Here is a 14,213-nt window from a genome sequence, read left to right as displayed (position 1 = left end):
TTTTGCATTATGCACGGGTTGTGCACGTCGTTATCCACAGGGAGCGTGTTCCACGTGGAACAACTCGAGCGTGGTCCTGCGTGGCCTTCCCTCCCCCATCCCCTCCCGCCTGCGGGAGGGGCGTGCTTCGTTGAAGCGTCACACCCGCCCCACGCGGTTAGCCCCTCCCGCAGGCGAGTTTCAGGTCGGTCATGCCCCAGGCATGACCTAAACGATGCGGGGCATCGTTTACCCGAAACTGGGTTTAGGGAGGGCATCGCCCCAAGCTATTTGTTCAATGAGCCGCCCCAAATCTCCCATCCCCGTTGCCAACCTGTTCCCACTCCCCGATATCATGACAGTGACTTCACTCCCCCACCCCGCCCTTCATGCCAGCCATAGCGGCGTGTGGTTCTCCACCGGGGGACAGACCCGCGCCGTCTCACGCGGCGAGGCGATCGGGTTGGCGTCGGAAACGCCGGTCATCCTGCTCAACGCGCCGTTGATCGGCCAGCGACTGGGCTATGCCGAACTCTCCGGGCTCGACATCCTCGAACTCTTCGCCTTTCTGCGCCCCGCCCAATTCGCGGTCCCGACCCCGCACGGCCTCGCCCGCGCCTGTGGATTGGAGCCACCGGAAAGCGATGCGGACGTGGCCGCCTTTCTGCTTCGGGCGACCGAAAAGCTGCTCGCCATGCCGGACGGTGCATGGGCCGAGCGCGAAGGGGCTTGGACGGCTGCACAAAGCCTTGCCCGGCTCCGCTGGCCCTGGGCGCCGCTGATCGGCCCGCGCCTCACCCGGCCGGAGCGCAACGAGCGTTGGCTGTTCAGCGCGCTGCCCGAATGGGAGGAGGACGCCCCCCGTCCCGCCCCGCGCATCATCGACCTGCCGCCGCAGGATTCGGAGGAGCGGCTGCGACGCCTGACCGGCGACGGGGCCGAGGAACGTCCGGGGCAGCGCGCCTATGCCGCCGCCGTCACCGCCGCCTTCGCACCGCGCGCAGTGCGGGACACACCGAACATGGTGCTGGCCGAGGCTGGGACCGGTATCGGCAAGACGCTCGGTTATCTCGCCCCCGCCAGCCTCTGGGCCGAGCGCGCAGGCGGCGCGGTGTGGATATCAACCTATACCAAGGCGCTGCAACGCCAGTTGAGCGGCGAAACCGCGCGCATCTTCCCGGATGCCGTGCTGCGCAAGGAACGCGTCGTCACCCGCAAGGGCCGCGAGAATTACCTGTGCCTGCTCAATCTGGAGGATGCGCTGCAAGGCGGGTTTGCCGGACGCGCGGCGGTGTTGGCGCAACTGGTCGCGCGCTGGGCGGCCTATACCGCCGATGGCGATATGGTCGGGGGTGACCTGCCCGGCTGGCTGACCACCTTGTTCCGTCGCAACGGCTCGGCCGCATTGACCGACCGGCGCGGGGAGTGCGTCTATGCGGGCTGCCCGCATTACCGGAAATGCTTCATCGAGCATGCGGCGCGCGCCTCGGTGCAGGCGGACATCGTCATCGCCAATCACGCACTGGTCATGGTCAACGCCGCACGCGGTCGCGAGACGCAGACGCGGCCGACGCGCTACGTCTTCGACGAGGGCCATCATCTGTTCGACGCGGCGGACTCGATGTTCGCCACCGCGCTGACCGGATCCGAGACGATCGAACTGCGCCGTTGGATACTGGGCCCCGAAGCTGAATCGCGCGGCCGTCGCCGGGGCCTCGCCGCGCGGCTGTCCGATGTCGCCAGCTATGACGAAGGCGGCAACCGCGCGATCGGCGATGCGGTGCAGGCGGCGCAGGCGCTGGCGAGCGAAGGCTGGCTGGGGCGACTGGCGGAGGGCCAGCCCTTCGGCCCGATCGAGACCTTGCTGGCGGCGGTGCGCGGCCTGGCCTTTGCCCGCGCCGAACAAACGGGCGATGCGGGTTATGGCCTGGAGACTGAACTGGCCGATCCCTCGCCCGCACTGATCGAGGCCGCCGGGCCCGCCGCCCATGCGCTAGACGCGCTGCTGCGACCGCTCGTGACCTTGGGCCAGCGGCTGGAGGCGGTGTTGCAGGAAGCCCCCGACTGGCTCGACGGCCAGGCACGCGCGCGGGTGGAGGGTGCGATCGCCTCGATCGCATGGCGCGCGGAGACGGTCGCCGCCTGGCTGTCGCTGCTCGCGCGGATCGGCGGGCCGGTCGATCCCGATTTCGTCGACTGGCTGGCGGTCGATCGGGTGGAAGGTCGCGAGTACGATATCGGCCTGCACCGCCATTGGCTCGACCCCACCCGCCCCTTTGCGGAGATCGTCCTGAAACCGGCGCATGGCGCGGTCGTCACCTCGGCGACCTTGCGCGCCGGGGGAGACTGGGATGTGGCGGAGGCGCGGACGGGGGCGCCGCATCTGGTGCGTGGCCCCGCCCATTTCGTTGCGGAAAGCCCGTTCGATTATCCGACCCGCGCGGAAGTGCTGATCGTCACCGATGTGAAGCGGGGTGATATTCCACAACTCGCCAATGCCTATGCGCGGCTGATCGCGGCGGCCAAGGGCGGGACGCTGGGGCTGTTCACCGCGATCCGGCGGTTGCGCGGTGTGCATGGCCGGATCGCCGACCGATTGGCGCGTGACGGGCTGGCGCTGCACGCGCAGCATGTCGATCCGATCGACACCGGGACCCTTGTGGATATCTTTCGCGACGATCCGTCCGCCTCGCTGCTCGGCACCGATGCGCTTCGCGACGGGGTAGACGTACCGGGCTCGTCGCTCCGGCTCGTGGTGATGGAGGGCGTGCCCTGGCCCAAGCCGACCGTCCTTCACGCCGCGCGCAAGCTGGCAGGGGGCGGCAGCGCCTATGACGACCGGATCGTGCGGGCGCGGCTGGCACAGGCGTTCGGGCGGTTGATCCGGCGCGCCGACGATCGCGGGGCGTTCGTGCTGCTGTCCGCCGCCATGCCGTCACGGCTGCTCGACGCCTTTCCACCGGGCGTGGCGATTTCCCGCGTGACCCTCGACGAAGCGGTCGCCCGGGTCGCGGGGCGGCTTTCCTCCGACGCGCCGATAGGGCATGGGGATAGCCAAATCCTGCCAGCCGCCGCGACGGAGTTTCCGGATCGATGAAGACGCTGACGCTCCTTCGCCATGCCAAGTCGAGCTGGGACGATCCCGTCGCCCGCGATTTCGATCGGCCACTCAATGCCAAGGGACGGCGCGCGGCGGCGATGATCGGGCGGCATCTGAAGGCGGAGGGGTTCGCCTTCGACCATGTCCTCGCCTCCCCGGCCGTCCGCGTGATCGAAACGCTGGACGAAGTGTGGAGCGGTTACGGCCAAAAGCTGGAGCCGGTCTGGGACCGCGCGCTCTATCTCGCCTCCGCCGCCAGCCTGCTCGATTTGGTCCAGGCGCTGCCGGACGAGGCGGACCATGTGATGATGGTCGGGCATAATCCGGGGCTGGAGGATCTGGTCCTCAACCTGACGCTCGACAATGAATTGCGCGAACGGGTAGAGGACAAATACCCGACCGCGACGGTGGCACAGATGACGCTGCCGATCACCCGCTGGGCCGAGGCGCAGGCGCATGGCGCGACGCTGGTCGCGTTCATCCGCCCGCGCGATCTGGACCCGACGCTGGGGCCAGATACGCCCTAGACCGCCTGCCCCTCCACCACCGGGCTGGCACCCGGCGGTCCCCCTCCCCAAGCGAGCTTGGGGAGGAATAGGTCACTTCTTGCCTTCGAGCATCGCTTTCAGCCCCGATAGCGCGCCGAGCGGCCCGGCTTCGTCCTCGCTGATGACGCCCGCTTCCTTCAGCGTCGCGGCTGCGGCGGGGCTGCGCGGGAAGGGATCGAGCGACAGCGCCATGGTTTCGGCCGCCGCTTCGCCCAGGTCGATCGTGCCGCCTTCGATCTCGATCGTGTCGAGCGAATCCTCGGACAGCTCGATTTCCTCATCCGCACCGTGCCCGGTGGGTTCGACGAAGCGCAGGGCGACCGGTTCGTCGACCTTGGCCGGGACCGGGTCGCCCGTCACGGAACAGGGCTGAACCACCGACCCGCGCACCGTGCCGGTGACCAGGATGCCCGCCGCATCGCGCCGCACGACCAGATCGGCCGACAGCGCATCGACCGAGAGCAGCGCGAACCGCCCAGCCAGCGCCCGGCGTTCGTCCGCAGTCGTGTCGATCGAGACGGGCTTTTCGCGCTCACCGATCGTGTCGATCTTTTCGGGGCGGCTCCATTCGGGGGTCACGGCAGGTCTCCAAGGGTAAGGCGAGCGAGTGAAACGGCCGCCAGCCGCTCATGTAGGGTGGAAAGTCGCTCGCGAACATGGGCAACGGCATCCGTATCCGCGGGTGCCGCGCCGCGATACAGGTTGCGGATCAAGGCGGCGTCCATCACCGCCTTATCCCCGGCCAGCCCCTCGCGATAGGCAGTCAGGCGCCCTCCCAGCATCGCCATCATCTTGCCGATATGCTTGCCGACCACGATGTCGCCGATGCCGAGTTCGCGAAGCTGTCCGTCCATGTCGGTGACGAAGCGCTCGGTCAGCCGTGCAGCGGGCGCCACGCCCTCGGGATCGGCCTCCAACCGGATCAGCACCACCGACAGGACCGCCGCGATCATGTCGAACCGGCCATCGACCGTATCGGGCACCGCCCCGTCGAGATACCAATGCTCCGCTCGCGCGCGCAGCACGACGGCATTGTACAGCGGCAGCGCCGCATCCGCGTCACGCCCGAAATAGCGGGCGATCCCCTGCTTGAGCCAGCCCCAGGCCATGTGCCCCTCCCCTTCCTGCCCGCACGACCGGTTGCGCGCGAATTGCTTGTATGCGCCTTTCCCTTGGCATATCGAGGGGGTGACGGTCGAGCGGATCGACTGCCTGTATAGCTGCCTGTGCGGCCGGTCGTCCGGCCCGGAGATAATGATGAGCGTTTCTTCCACCCGCGCCCTCGGGCTGGGCCTGATCATGGCCCTGACGGCGTCGGCCTGTACGCCGCTGCGGTCGCATCAGGGTTATGTGGTCGATGTCGATCTCGTCAACTCGATCCAGCCGGGTGTCGACAACCGCCAGTCAGTGCTCCAGACGCTAGGTACGCCGACGATTACCAGCCAGTTCGGCGGTGGCGACTGGTATTATGTCGCGCGCGACAGCCGCAATCTGGGCTATACTCTGCCCCATCCGGTGTCGCAGATCACCTTGCAGGTCAGCTTCGACCAGGCGGGCAACGTCACGACGATCCGCCGCGCGGGCATCGATCAGGTCGCCGACATCTCGCCCTATGGCAAGACGACGCCGACCCTGGGCCGCCAGCGCGGCTTCTTCCAGGATCTGTTCGGCAATATCGGCGCGGTCGGCGCGCCGGGCGCCGGTGGCGGCCAGGGCGGCGGCATGGGCGGCGGGCGTACCCGGCCGTAAGGGGCTGGGGTAGCCATTCCCCGAATTCCCAACCTCCGTTCAGCCTGAGCGAAGTCGAAGGCCATGGGAATCCCTTGACGAGTGATGGGGCGTGCACTTCGACTTCGCTCAGTGCGAACGGAGGTTGAGGTGGCTGGGTTTGGGTTGATACCCCACCCCCGTTTGGCCGCGTCGCGTGTTAAGCAACGACGCGGCCGTGCCGTGCTTGGACCGGCACGATCCCGAAAGGGGGTGGGATCGGGCCTGCTAACGCCCCAAAACGAAAATGGGTTCGCAAGCGGGCCTATTTCCCCATGCGAACCCATCAAACCGTAACGTCGGTGGGGGACTGAGCCCCCGGCCCTTACTGGTTCATCGAGTCGAAGAAATCCTCGTTGGTCTTCGAGTTCTTCATCTTGTCGAGCAGGAACTCCATCGAGTCGATAGTACCCATCTGCATGAGGATGCGGCGCAGCACCCACATCTTGGACAGCTTGTCCTTCTCGACCAGCAGCTCTTCCTTGCGGGTGCCCGACTTGCCGACGTCCATCGCCGGGAAGATGCGCTTGTCCGCCACCTTGCGGTCGAGGACGATTTCCGAGTTGCCGGTGCCCTTGAACTCTTCGAAGATGACCTCGTCCATGCGGCTGCCCGTGTCGATCAGCGCGGTGGCGATGATCGAGAGCGAACCGCCCTCCTCAATGTTACGCGCCGCACCGAAGAAGCGCTTCGGCCGCTGGAGCGCATTGGCGTCGACACCGCCGGTCAGCACCTTGCCCGAGGACGGGACCACGGTGTTGTAGGCGCGGCCCAGACGGGTGATCGAGTCGAGCAGGATGACGACATCCTTCTTGTGCTCGACCAGGCGCTTGGCCTTTTCGATCACCATCTCGGCGACCTGGACGTGGCGCTGCGCCGGTTCGTCGAAGGTCGAGGACACGACCTCGCCGCGCACCGAGCGCTGCATGTCGGTGACTTCTTCCGGGCGCTCGTCGATGAGGAGGACGATCAGGAAGACTTCGGGGTGATTGTCGGTGATCGCCTTGGCGATGTTCTGCAGCATCACCGTCTTGCCGACGCGCGGGGGTGCCACGATCAGCGTGCGCTGGCCCTTGCCCTGGGGCGACACGATGTCGATGACGCGCGCCGACTTGTCCTTCTGGGTCGGATCGGCGGGATCGAGGATCAGCTTCTGCTCGGGGTAGAGCGGCGTCAGATTGTCGAAATTGACGCGGTGGCGGACGGCTTCCGGGTCATCGAAATTGACCGAGGTCAGCTTGGTCAGCGCAAAATAGCGCTCGCCGTCCTTGGGTGCGCGGATCTCGCCTTCGACCGTATCACCGGTGCGCAGGCCGTGCTTGCGGACCTGGTTGGGCGAGACATAGATGTCGTCCGGCCCGGCCAGATAGTTCGCTTCGGGCGACCGCAGGAAGCCGAAGCCGTCGGGCAGCACCTCGATCGTGCCCAGGCCCATGATCTGGTCGCCCTGTTCGGCCTGTTCCTTCAGGATGGCGAACAGCAGGTCCTGCTTGCGCAGCGTGGACGCGCTCTCGACCCCCAATTCCTCGGCCAGCTGCACGAGGTCGGCGGGGGTTTTCTTCTTGAGGTCTTTCAGATGCATGATCGGTCCGGATGGTCGGAGGGCGTCGGTCGGCGAGGATCGCGGCGAAACGAGGCTGTCGATAAGGAAGCGTACCCGACGCGAGGACCGCGCCGTACGGGCACGGAGTTAGGATTCGGGGGAGCCCAAGTCAATGGGGAAAGGAGGCGCGGTAAGCCCTTCCCGCAGGCGGGAGGGCTGCTCTTCTTACTCCCCTCCCGCAGGCGGGAGGGGTTGGGGGAGGGCATGGTGTCTCACAGAGGCCATCGCCTGCGGCTTTCCCTCCCCCCGCCCCTCCCGCCTGCGGGAGGGGAGTAAGAAGCGATCAGAACGGCTTGATGACGACCAGCACCACGATGATCGTCGCCGCCAGCGCGGGCACCTCGTTGATCATGCGCAGCTGCTTGCCGCTGAGCGTCATCTGCCCGCGCGCCAGCTTCTTGGCATAGCCGACCATCCAGCCATGATAGCCGCTGAGCAGCAGCACGAAGAACAGCTTGGCATGGAGCCAACCCAGGCCGGGAACGCCCGAGAACAGTCCGAGCGAGCCCGCCAGCAGCAACCCCAACACCCATACCGCGATCAGCGCCGGGGTCAGGATGATGGAGCGCAGCTTGCCCTCACGCTCGACCCAGCGCGCGGCATCGGTGGCGTCGCCCGCGACCAAAGCTTCCTGATGATAGACCAGATAGCGCGGCATCATGAACAGCCCGGCCATCCAGAAGATCACGAAGATGATATGCGCCGCCTTCACCCATTCATAGGCGGCGCCCAGCAATCCGATCATCGCTCTTTCCTCACACGGGCGATCAGCCGCTCGACATGCGCGATCGGCGTGTCGGGCAATATACCATGCCCCAGATTGAAGATATGCGGCCGGTCGGTGAAGGCCGAGAGGATGCGATCCACCGCGCCGTCCAGCGCCTCGCCGCCGGCGATCAGCGCCAAGGGATCGAGATTGCCCTGCACCGGCAAGCCCTTTGGCAGATAGGTGCCCGCCCAGACCGGATCGACCGTCTCGTCCAGCCCGACCGCGTCCACCCCCGTCTCGCGGGCATAAGCAGGCAGCTTGCCCCCTGCCCCCTTGGGAAAACCGATCACCGGCACGCCCGGACAGCGCGCGCGGAAACCTTCGACGATCGCCGCATTGGGCGCGATCACCCAGCGCTCGAACTGCGCGGGGCTGAGAGAACCCGCCCAGCTGTCGAACAGCTGCACCGCCTCCACCCCGTTGGCGACCTGTCCCGCCAGATAGTCGATGGTCATGGCCACGATCGCATCGATGATCGCCCCGAACCCCGCCGGGTCGGCATAGGCGAAGCGCCGCGTCTCGCCCTGATCCTTCGACCCCTGCCCCGCCACCATATAGGTCGCGACCGTCCAGGGAGAGCCCGCAAAGCCCAGGAAGCTGGTCTGGGGCGGCAATTGCTCCGCGACCCGTGCCACGGTGGCATAGACCGGGTCGAGCCGCTCAGGGACGCGCTCAAGGGCATTCAGCGCATGATCGACCAAGGCAGGGGCCAGACGCGGCCCCTCCCCTGCGCCGAAGCTGAGGTCCTGGCCGAGTGCCCAGGGGACCATCAATATGTCGGAGAACAGGATCGCGCCGTCGAAACCGAACCGGCGGATCGGCTGCACCGTCACCTCCGCCGCGGCTTGCGGATCGGTCGCCAGGGCCAGGAAGCCCCCCTTCTGCGCCCTCAGCTCGCGATACTCCGGCAGATAGCGACCCGCCTGCCGCATGAGCCACATGGGCGGTGTCGCCAGCCGCTCGCCCGACAGCACGGAGAGCAGGGGCTTTCGAATCGCAACGTCGGTCAGGAGACCCCCCTTCTTCTATTAAAGAAGATTCTAAGAATGGATTGTTGAAGTGGTTGGCACGTTGGTTGTCGGGATTATGCGGCTCTCCCCGATATGCCAACACGTTGACTCAAGGGGAATCGCCGATTCAACGGGATTCGGATTCATCGCCCCCATAACTCACAGGCTGTGGAAAAGAATCGGGCCTGTGGGATTCGATGTGGACGAATCATCGCTTATCCACCGCCCAACCTCCGCTTGGCCGGTCGGCGAAGTTACGCTACCGATTCTCGCCATGTTATCCACAGAGTCATGCCCGTGCCGATGACGACACGGCTCCACCTGCACCTGCTGTCCGATTCCACCGGCGAAACGCTGGAGAACATCGCCAAGGCGGCGCTGGCGCAATATGACGATGTGGAAACCGTCCGGCATTTCTGGCCGATGGTCCGCACCGAAAGCCATCTGGAGCGCATCCTTCAGGAGATTGCGCAGAATCCGGGGCTGGTGATCTATACGCTGGTGAACCCCGTGACCCGGCGCGTGCTGGAGAGCCGCTGTCATGCGCTCGGCCTGCCGACGGTGGCGCCGCTCGACCCGGTCAATGCCGCGCTGTCGGGGCTGCTGGGTGTGCAGGCCAAGATGCGGCCCGGTCGCCAGCACGTCCTCGACGCCGCCTATTTCGCGCGCGTCGATGCGATCCAGTTCACCATCGCGCATGACGACGGCATCGCGTGGGAGGAATGGGAGGAGGCCGATATCGTGCTGGCGGGGGTCAGCCGCTCGTCCAAGACGCCGACCTCCATCTATCTCGCCAATCGCGGGTACAAGACGGCCAACATCCCGATCGTGGTCGAAAGCCCCCCGCCCCCCTTTCTGTTCACGCTGAAAAAGCCGCTGGTCGTGGGGCTGACCACCAGTGCCGACCGGCTGATCGCGATCCGGCGCAACCGGCTGCTGTCGCTCAACCAGGCGCCCGACACCGATTATGTCGAGCAGGAGGCGGTGAACCGCGAACTGACCTTTGCCAGGCGTATGTTCGCCGACAATGACTGGCCCGTGATCGACGTCACCCGCCGCTCGATCGAGGAGACGGCGGCGGCGATCATCTCGCTGGTGAATCAGAGAAAGGCCGAGGCATGATTATCCTGGCGTCGCAAAGCGCCTCGCGCCGGGCGATGCTCGACGCGGCAGGCGTGGCCTATGAGGCGCTGCCTGCGCGCGTCGACGAGGCGAGCGTCAAGGCGGCGATGACGGGTTCGTCCCCGCGCGACCTGTCCGATGCGCTGGCGGAGATGAAGGCGGTGAAGGTGTCGGCGAATGCCGGGCCGGTGCCGGTGCTGGGGTCGGATTCGATCGTGGCGCTCGCCGACGGCACGTTGCTGGACAAGCCCGAGAGCCGCGAAGAGGCGGCGGAGCATCTGGCGCGGATGAGCGGGGGGAGCCACGAATTGTGGAGCGCCGCCGTCATCGCCGAGCATGGCCGCCCCGTCTGGCGGCATGTCGAGCGCGCAAAGCTCCATGTTCGTCCGCTTTCGGGCGCGTTCATCGACCGCTATCTCGATCAGGAATGGCCCGAAATCGCGGGCTGCGTCGGCTGTTTCCGGATCGAGGGGCCGGGGGTGCAACTCTTCTCACGGATCGAGGGGAGTCACTTCACCATTCTCGGTATGCCGCTGCTCCCAGTGCTGGGCTATTTGCGCGAACGCGGCTGGATGCCCGCCTGATGGCATTGCCTTATGCGGAAGTGATCGGCGATCCGATTGCCCATAGCAAATCGCCGAAAATCCACGGTTTCTGGCTGAAGGCATTGGCGATCGAGGCGGAATATCGTGCCACCCATGTCCTCCCCGAGGCGCTGCCTGCCTATTTCGCCGAGCGGAAGGCGGACCCGGACTGGCGCGGCTGCAACATCACCGTGCCGCACAAGATCGCCGCGCTCGAGCATGTCGAGGATCGCGAGGATGTGCGGACCTCGATCGGGGCGACCAACACCGCCTTTCGCGATGCCGATGGCGCTTTGGTCGGGACCAATACCGATGCGGCGGGCTTTGCCGCGCCGCTCGCCCGCTTCGATCTGACGGGCAAGCCGGTGACGGTGATCGGGGCAGGGGGCGCCGGGCGCGCGGTGCTCTATGCGCTGGCGGGGATCGGCGTCGGGCCAGTGACCCTGTTCAACCGTGATGTGGAAAAAGCGACGGCGTTGCTGTCCTCCTTCGGCCTCGAAGGACAGGCGCTGCCGATCGGACAGGCGGTGCCGCCCAGCGCCTTGGTGGTCAACGCGACTAGCCTGGGCATGACCGGGCAGCCGCCGCTCGACCTCGACCTGTCGGCGCTGCCGGAGGACGCGGTCGTGTATGACATCGTCTATGCGCCGCTCGAGACCGGCTTGTTGGCGGCGGCGCGGGCGAGGGGATTGGCCACAATCGACGGGCTGGAGATGCTGATCGGCCAGGCGGCGGTCGCGTTCGAGCGGTTCTTCGGCGTCGTCCCGCCGCGCGAGCGGGACGGCGAATTGCGCGACATCCTGCTGAAATGATGATCCTCGGCCTGACCGGCTCGATCGGCATGGGCAAGTCGACCGTCGCGCAGATGTTTCGCGACGAGGGTGTGCCGGTCTTTGACGCTGATGCCTGTGTGCATCAACTGCAAGGACCCGGCGGGCGGCTGGTGCCGACCATCGAATCGGCCTTTCCCGGTACGACGGGGCCGGAGGGCGTGAATCGCGCCGCACTGGGGCAGGCGGTGCTGGGCGATGATGCTGCGATGCGTAGACTGGAGGCGATCGTCCATCCGGCAGTACAGTCCGAGCGGACAGCCTTTCTCGCCACCCATGCCGACGCTTCGATGGTGGTTGTCGACGTGCCCCTGCTGTTTGAAACCGGCGGTGATAAGGCTGTGGATAAGGTGTTGGTGGTTTCGGCAAAACCGGACGTACAAAGGGCACGGGTGTTGAAAAGGCCGGGCATGACCGAGGCCAAATTCGATGCCATCCTGGCCCGCCAGATGCCCGATGCGGAGAAGCAGGCGCGCGCCGATCACGTCATCGCAACCGACATTCCGATCGCCGAAACCCGCGAAAAAGTGCGGGCTTTGATCGCTTGCATCGCCGCATCCGAAGGCCGATAGTCGGGGCATGAGAGAGATCGTTTTCGACACCGAAACGACAGGGTTCAAATTTTCGGAAGGCGACCGGCTGGTCGAAATCGGCTGTGTCGAACTGGTCAACCGGGTCGAAACCGGCCGCACCTATCACGCTTATTTCAATCCCGAACGCACGATGCCCGCCGAGGCGCAGGCGGTCCATGGGTTGTCCGACGCCTTCCTGAAGGACAAGCCGGTCTTTGCCGCCGGGGTCGCCGAGTTTCTGGACTTCATCGGCGACGCGCCGCTGATCGCGCACAACGCGACCTTCGACTTCGGCTTCATCAATGGCGAGCTGGGGGCGCTGGGCTTCCCGCCGGTCTGTGAAAAGACGCGGATGGTCGACACGCTGGCGATCGCGCGCAGCAAGCATCCCGGCGCCAAGCACACCCTAGACGCGCTCTGCTCGCGCTATGGCATCGACCGCTCGCACCGTGTCCTGCACGGCGCGCTGCTCGACGCGCAGCTGCTGGCGCAGGTCTATGTCGAGCTGATGGGCGGGCGGCAGATCGGCCTGGGCCTGCTCGCCGAGACGAGCGAGGATACCGGGCCCACGATCGTCGCCCGCGCACCCGCCCGCGTCCGTCCGCCGCGCCATTTCCGTCCCAGCGAGGCGGAACTTGCCGCCCATGCAGCGTTTCTAAAGGGGATCAATGATCCGATTTGGGGGGCCGAGGCGTCCGGTTGACGCCACGGGACAGGCCAAAAGGACCGTCCCATCTGAGTGCATCTAAGGAGAAGACGATGGATATCCGGATTTCTGGTCATCAGGTCGAAACGGGCGACGCGCTGCGGACCCATGTGACGGACCGGCTTCAGGGTATCGCCGAGAAATATTTCGCCCGCGCCATCTCGTCGGAGGTGACGTTCGGCAAGGGGCCGCATGACGTCGGCTTCAAATGCGATATCGTGATGCACGTCACCCGCGGCCTGGTGCTGAAGGGCCGCCACGAAGCGCAGGATGCGCACCTCGCCTTCGACGGCGCCGCCGCGAAGATCGAAAAGCAGCTCCGCCGCTATTCGCGCCGCCTGAAGGACCGCAACCAGGGCCAGGCAATCGAACTGGCCGAGGCGGGGGCCTATGATGCGGGCTATACGCTGTTCGCCGAACAGGTCGATGAGGATGAGGCAGGCGATGCTCCCCTGATCATCGCCGAAACCCGCGTCGATATTCCCGATGCCAGCGTGTCGGACGCGGTGATGATGCTCGACCTGCGCAATACTGCGGCCCTGTTGTTCAAGAATTCGGGCACCGGGTCGTATAACATGGTCTATCGCCGGGGCGACGGAACCATCGGCTGGGTCGAGCCGCAGCGCGGCGGCACGGCCGGATAAGCTCTATCGTTCTTCCGCGTGGCCCGTTAATAGGCGGGCCGCGCGGGGGCGCACCGGAAAGACCATGAACGACTTCAGCGATCTGTTGCGCCACGACACGGTGCTGGCGGGCGTCAGCGCCGCCAACAAGAAGACTCTGTTCCAGGCGCTGGCGGTGGCCGCCGCCGGGCCAGCGGGGCAGGATGCCAAGCGGCTGACCGACGTGCTGCTCGAACGCGAGAAGCTGGGTTCGACCGGCTTTGGCGGCGGCGTCGCCATCCCGCACGGCAAGCTGGAGGGGCTGACCCAGATCGTCGGCGTTTTCGCGCGTCTGGCACAGCCGGTCGATTTCCAGGCGGTCGACGACATGCCGGTCGATCTGGTCTTCGCGATGTTCTCGCCCGCCGATGCGGGGTCGGCGCATCTGAAGGCGCTGGCGCGGATTTCGCGGCGGCTGCGCGACAAGGGCTTCGTCGCCAAGCTTCGCGGGGCGGGGTCGCCCGATGCGATCTGGGCGCTGCTCACCCAGGACGAGGCGCGTGACGCCGCGGCCTGAGGGCGAGGCCGCGCATTTCCGGGCGCTGGAGACGCTCTATGCCGCAGCCCCGATCAACCGCCTATTCGACTCCGCGCTGGAAATCACCGAGCCGGGTGTCGCGCGCATCCGCTTTCGGGTGGACGAGCGGCATTATCACGCGGCGGGCGCGGCGCATGGCACGAGCTACTTCAAGATGCTCGACGATGCGGCCTTCTATGCCTGCAACAGCCTGGTCACCGATCGTTTCCTGCTGACGACGCAGTTCAACCTGCTGCTCACCCGCCCGATGAAGGCGGGGGAGGTGGTGGCCGAAGGACGCTGGGTCAGCGGGCGGCGACGGGTGTTCGTCGCCGATGCGCGGCTGATCGATGCCAGCGGCGAGGAGGTGGCGCGCGGCACCGGCACCTTCATGCGCTCGCAGATCGCGCTGGCGGGCCTGCCCGGCTATCGGAACGGCTGAGC

The 14,213-nt window shown here is 66.4% G+C and carries 16 protein-coding genes; 11 read left to right on the top strand and 5 right to left on the bottom strand.

Going from position 1 to position 14,213, the window contains the following annotated elements; genetic code table 11:
• The first annotated feature begins 334 nt into the window (after positions 1-334).
• Complete coding sequence (locus KV697_RS12440) at positions 335-3,076, top strand: ATP-dependent DNA helicase (RefSeq protein WP_219018458.1); 2,742 nt, start codon at positions 335-337, stop codon at positions 3,074-3,076.
• Positions 3,073-3,606 (top strand): SixA phosphatase family protein, encoded by a 534-nt coding sequence (locus tag KV697_RS12435; protein ID WP_219018457.1) that lies wholly within the window; start codon positions 3,073-3,075, stop codon positions 3,604-3,606. The genes KV697_RS12440 and KV697_RS12435 overlap by 4 nt, the downstream gene beginning before the upstream one ends.
• A 72-nt stretch (positions 3,607-3,678) precedes the next feature.
• Here KV697_RS12435 and KV697_RS12430 read toward each other — a convergent pair whose 3' ends face one another.
• Positions 3,679-4,206 carry a YceD family protein gene (locus tag KV697_RS12430; RefSeq protein ID WP_219018456.1) on the bottom strand — a complete coding sequence of 176 codons (528 nt, stop codon included), beginning with the start codon at positions 4,204-4,206 and terminating at the stop codon, positions 3,679-3,681.
• Positions 4,203-4,736: a ubiquinol-cytochrome C chaperone family protein gene (locus KV697_RS12425; RefSeq protein ID WP_219018455.1), complete on the bottom strand. Its 534-nt coding sequence runs from the start codon at positions 4,734-4,736 to the stop codon at positions 4,203-4,205. The genes KV697_RS12430 and KV697_RS12425 overlap by 4 nt, the downstream gene beginning before the upstream one ends.
• Positions 4,737-4,884: 148 nt before the next feature.
• On the opposite strand from KV697_RS12425, the gene KV697_RS12420 reads away from it, so the two are divergent.
• On the top strand, positions 4,885-5,376 hold the full coding sequence (locus KV697_RS12420; RefSeq protein WP_219018454.1) for an outer membrane protein assembly factor BamE: 492 nt from the start codon (positions 4,885-4,887) through the stop codon (positions 5,374-5,376).
• A gap of 343 nt (positions 5,377-5,719) precedes the next feature.
• On the opposite strand, the gene rho is transcribed toward KV697_RS12420, so the two are convergent.
• The 3 genes from rho to hemE all read right to left on the bottom strand — a co-directional run bounded on the left by rho (position 5,720) and on the right by hemE (position 8,707).
• Positions 5,720-6,976: a transcription termination factor Rho gene (gene rho, locus KV697_RS12415; protein ID WP_007405231.1), complete on the bottom strand. Its 1,257-nt coding sequence runs from the start codon at positions 6,974-6,976 to the stop codon at positions 5,720-5,722.
• Positions 6,977-7,280: 304 nt separating this feature from the next.
• Positions 7,281-7,742, bottom strand: a complete 462-nt coding sequence (locus tag KV697_RS12410; RefSeq protein ID WP_219018453.1) for a CopD family protein — start codon at positions 7,740-7,742, stop codon at positions 7,281-7,283.
• On the bottom strand, positions 7,739-8,707 hold the full coding sequence (hemE, locus tag KV697_RS12405; RefSeq protein WP_257575863.1) for a uroporphyrinogen decarboxylase: 969 nt from the start codon (positions 8,705-8,707) through the stop codon (positions 7,739-7,741). The genes KV697_RS12410 and hemE overlap by 4 nt, the downstream gene beginning before the upstream one ends.
• 372 nt (positions 8,708-9,079) lie before the next feature.
• Here hemE and KV697_RS12400 point away from each other — a divergent pair, with 372 nt between their 5' ends.
• From KV697_RS12400 to KV697_RS12365, 8 genes are all read left to right on the top strand, one after another.
• Positions 9,080-9,898, top strand: a complete 819-nt coding sequence (locus KV697_RS12400) for a pyruvate, water dikinase regulatory protein (RefSeq protein WP_219018452.1) — start codon at positions 9,080-9,082, stop codon at positions 9,896-9,898.
• On the top strand, positions 9,895-10,482 hold the full coding sequence (locus tag KV697_RS12395) for a Maf family protein (RefSeq protein WP_219018451.1): 588 nt from the start codon (positions 9,895-9,897) through the stop codon (positions 10,480-10,482). The genes KV697_RS12400 and KV697_RS12395 overlap by 4 nt, the downstream gene beginning before the upstream one ends.
• Positions 10,482-11,294 carry a shikimate dehydrogenase gene (gene aroE / locus KV697_RS12390; RefSeq protein ID WP_219018450.1) on the top strand — a complete coding sequence of 271 codons (813 nt, stop codon included), beginning with the start codon at positions 10,482-10,484 and terminating at the stop codon, positions 11,292-11,294. Before KV697_RS12395 ends, aroE begins: the two co-directional genes overlap by 1 nt.
• Positions 11,291-11,884 (top strand): dephospho-CoA kinase, encoded by a 594-nt coding sequence (gene coaE, locus KV697_RS12385; RefSeq protein ID WP_219018449.1) that lies wholly within the window; start codon positions 11,291-11,293, stop codon positions 11,882-11,884. Before aroE ends, coaE begins: the two co-directional genes overlap by 4 nt.
• 7 nt (positions 11,885-11,891) lie before the next feature.
• Entirely contained in the window at positions 11,892-12,587 is a 696-nt protein-coding gene (gene dnaQ, locus KV697_RS12380; protein ID WP_219018448.1) for a DNA polymerase III subunit epsilon, read from the top strand.
• Between the two features lie 56 nt (positions 12,588-12,643).
• Positions 12,644-13,234: a ribosome hibernation-promoting factor, HPF/YfiA family gene (gene hpf, locus KV697_RS12375; protein ID WP_219018447.1), complete on the top strand. Its 591-nt coding sequence runs from the start codon at positions 12,644-12,646 to the stop codon at positions 13,232-13,234.
• Positions 13,235-13,298: 64 nt separating this feature from the next.
• Entirely contained in the window at positions 13,299-13,769 is a 471-nt protein-coding gene (locus KV697_RS12370) for a PTS sugar transporter subunit IIA (protein ID WP_219018446.1), read from the top strand.
• Positions 13,753-14,211 (top strand): PaaI family thioesterase, encoded by a 459-nt coding sequence (locus KV697_RS12365; protein WP_257575310.1) that lies wholly within the window; start codon positions 13,753-13,755, stop codon positions 14,209-14,211. Before KV697_RS12370 ends, KV697_RS12365 begins: the two co-directional genes overlap by 17 nt.
• Positions 14,212-14,213 lie beyond the last annotated feature (2 nt).

The sequence above is a fragment of the Sphingomonas sanguinis genome (assembly GCF_019297835.1).
GTDB lineage: Bacteria > Pseudomonadota > Alphaproteobacteria > Sphingomonadales > Sphingomonadaceae > Sphingomonas > Sphingomonas sanguinis_D.
Note: the sequence above shows the minus strand (reverse complement) of the source record. Positions and strands in the feature narration are given on the sequence as shown.

Coding starts and splice junctions, on each gene's coding strand:
- KV697_RS12440 (WP_219018458.1), top strand. CDS start 335: ATGACAGTGACTTCACTCCCCCACCCCGCCCTTCATGCCAGCCATAGC.
- KV697_RS12435 (WP_219018457.1), top strand. CDS start 3,073: ATGAAGACGCTGACGCTCCTTCGCCATGCCAAGTCGAGCTGGGACGAT.
- KV697_RS12425 (WP_219018455.1), bottom strand. CDS start 4,736: ATGGCCTGGGGCTGGCTCAAGCAGGGGATCGCCCGCTATTTCGGGCGT.
- KV697_RS12420 (WP_219018454.1), top strand. CDS start 4,885: ATGAGCGTTTCTTCCACCCGCGCCCTCGGGCTGGGCCTGATCATGGCC.
- rho (WP_007405231.1), bottom strand. CDS start 6,976: ATGCATCTGAAAGACCTCAAGAAGAAAACCCCCGCCGACCTCGTGCAG.
- KV697_RS12410 (WP_219018453.1), bottom strand. CDS start 7,742: ATGATCGGATTGCTGGGCGCCGCCTATGAATGGGTGAAGGCGGCGCAT.
- hemE (WP_257575863.1), bottom strand. CDS start 8,707: ATGTGGCTCATGCGGCAGGCGGGTCGCTATCTGCCGGAGTATCGCGAG.
- KV697_RS12400 (WP_219018452.1), top strand. CDS start 9,080: ATGACGACACGGCTCCACCTGCACCTGCTGTCCGATTCCACCGGCGAA.
- KV697_RS12395 (WP_219018451.1), top strand. CDS start 9,895: ATGATTATCCTGGCGTCGCAAAGCGCCTCGCGCCGGGCGATGCTCGAC.
- aroE (WP_219018450.1), top strand. CDS start 10,482: ATGGCATTGCCTTATGCGGAAGTGATCGGCGATCCGATTGCCCATAGC.
- coaE (WP_219018449.1), top strand. CDS start 11,291: ATGATGATCCTCGGCCTGACCGGCTCGATCGGCATGGGCAAGTCGACC.
- dnaQ (WP_219018448.1), top strand. CDS start 11,892: ATGAGAGAGATCGTTTTCGACACCGAAACGACAGGGTTCAAATTTTCG.
- hpf (WP_219018447.1), top strand. CDS start 12,644: ATGGATATCCGGATTTCTGGTCATCAGGTCGAAACGGGCGACGCGCTG.
- KV697_RS12370 (WP_219018446.1), top strand. CDS start 13,299: ATGAACGACTTCAGCGATCTGTTGCGCCACGACACGGTGCTGGCGGGC.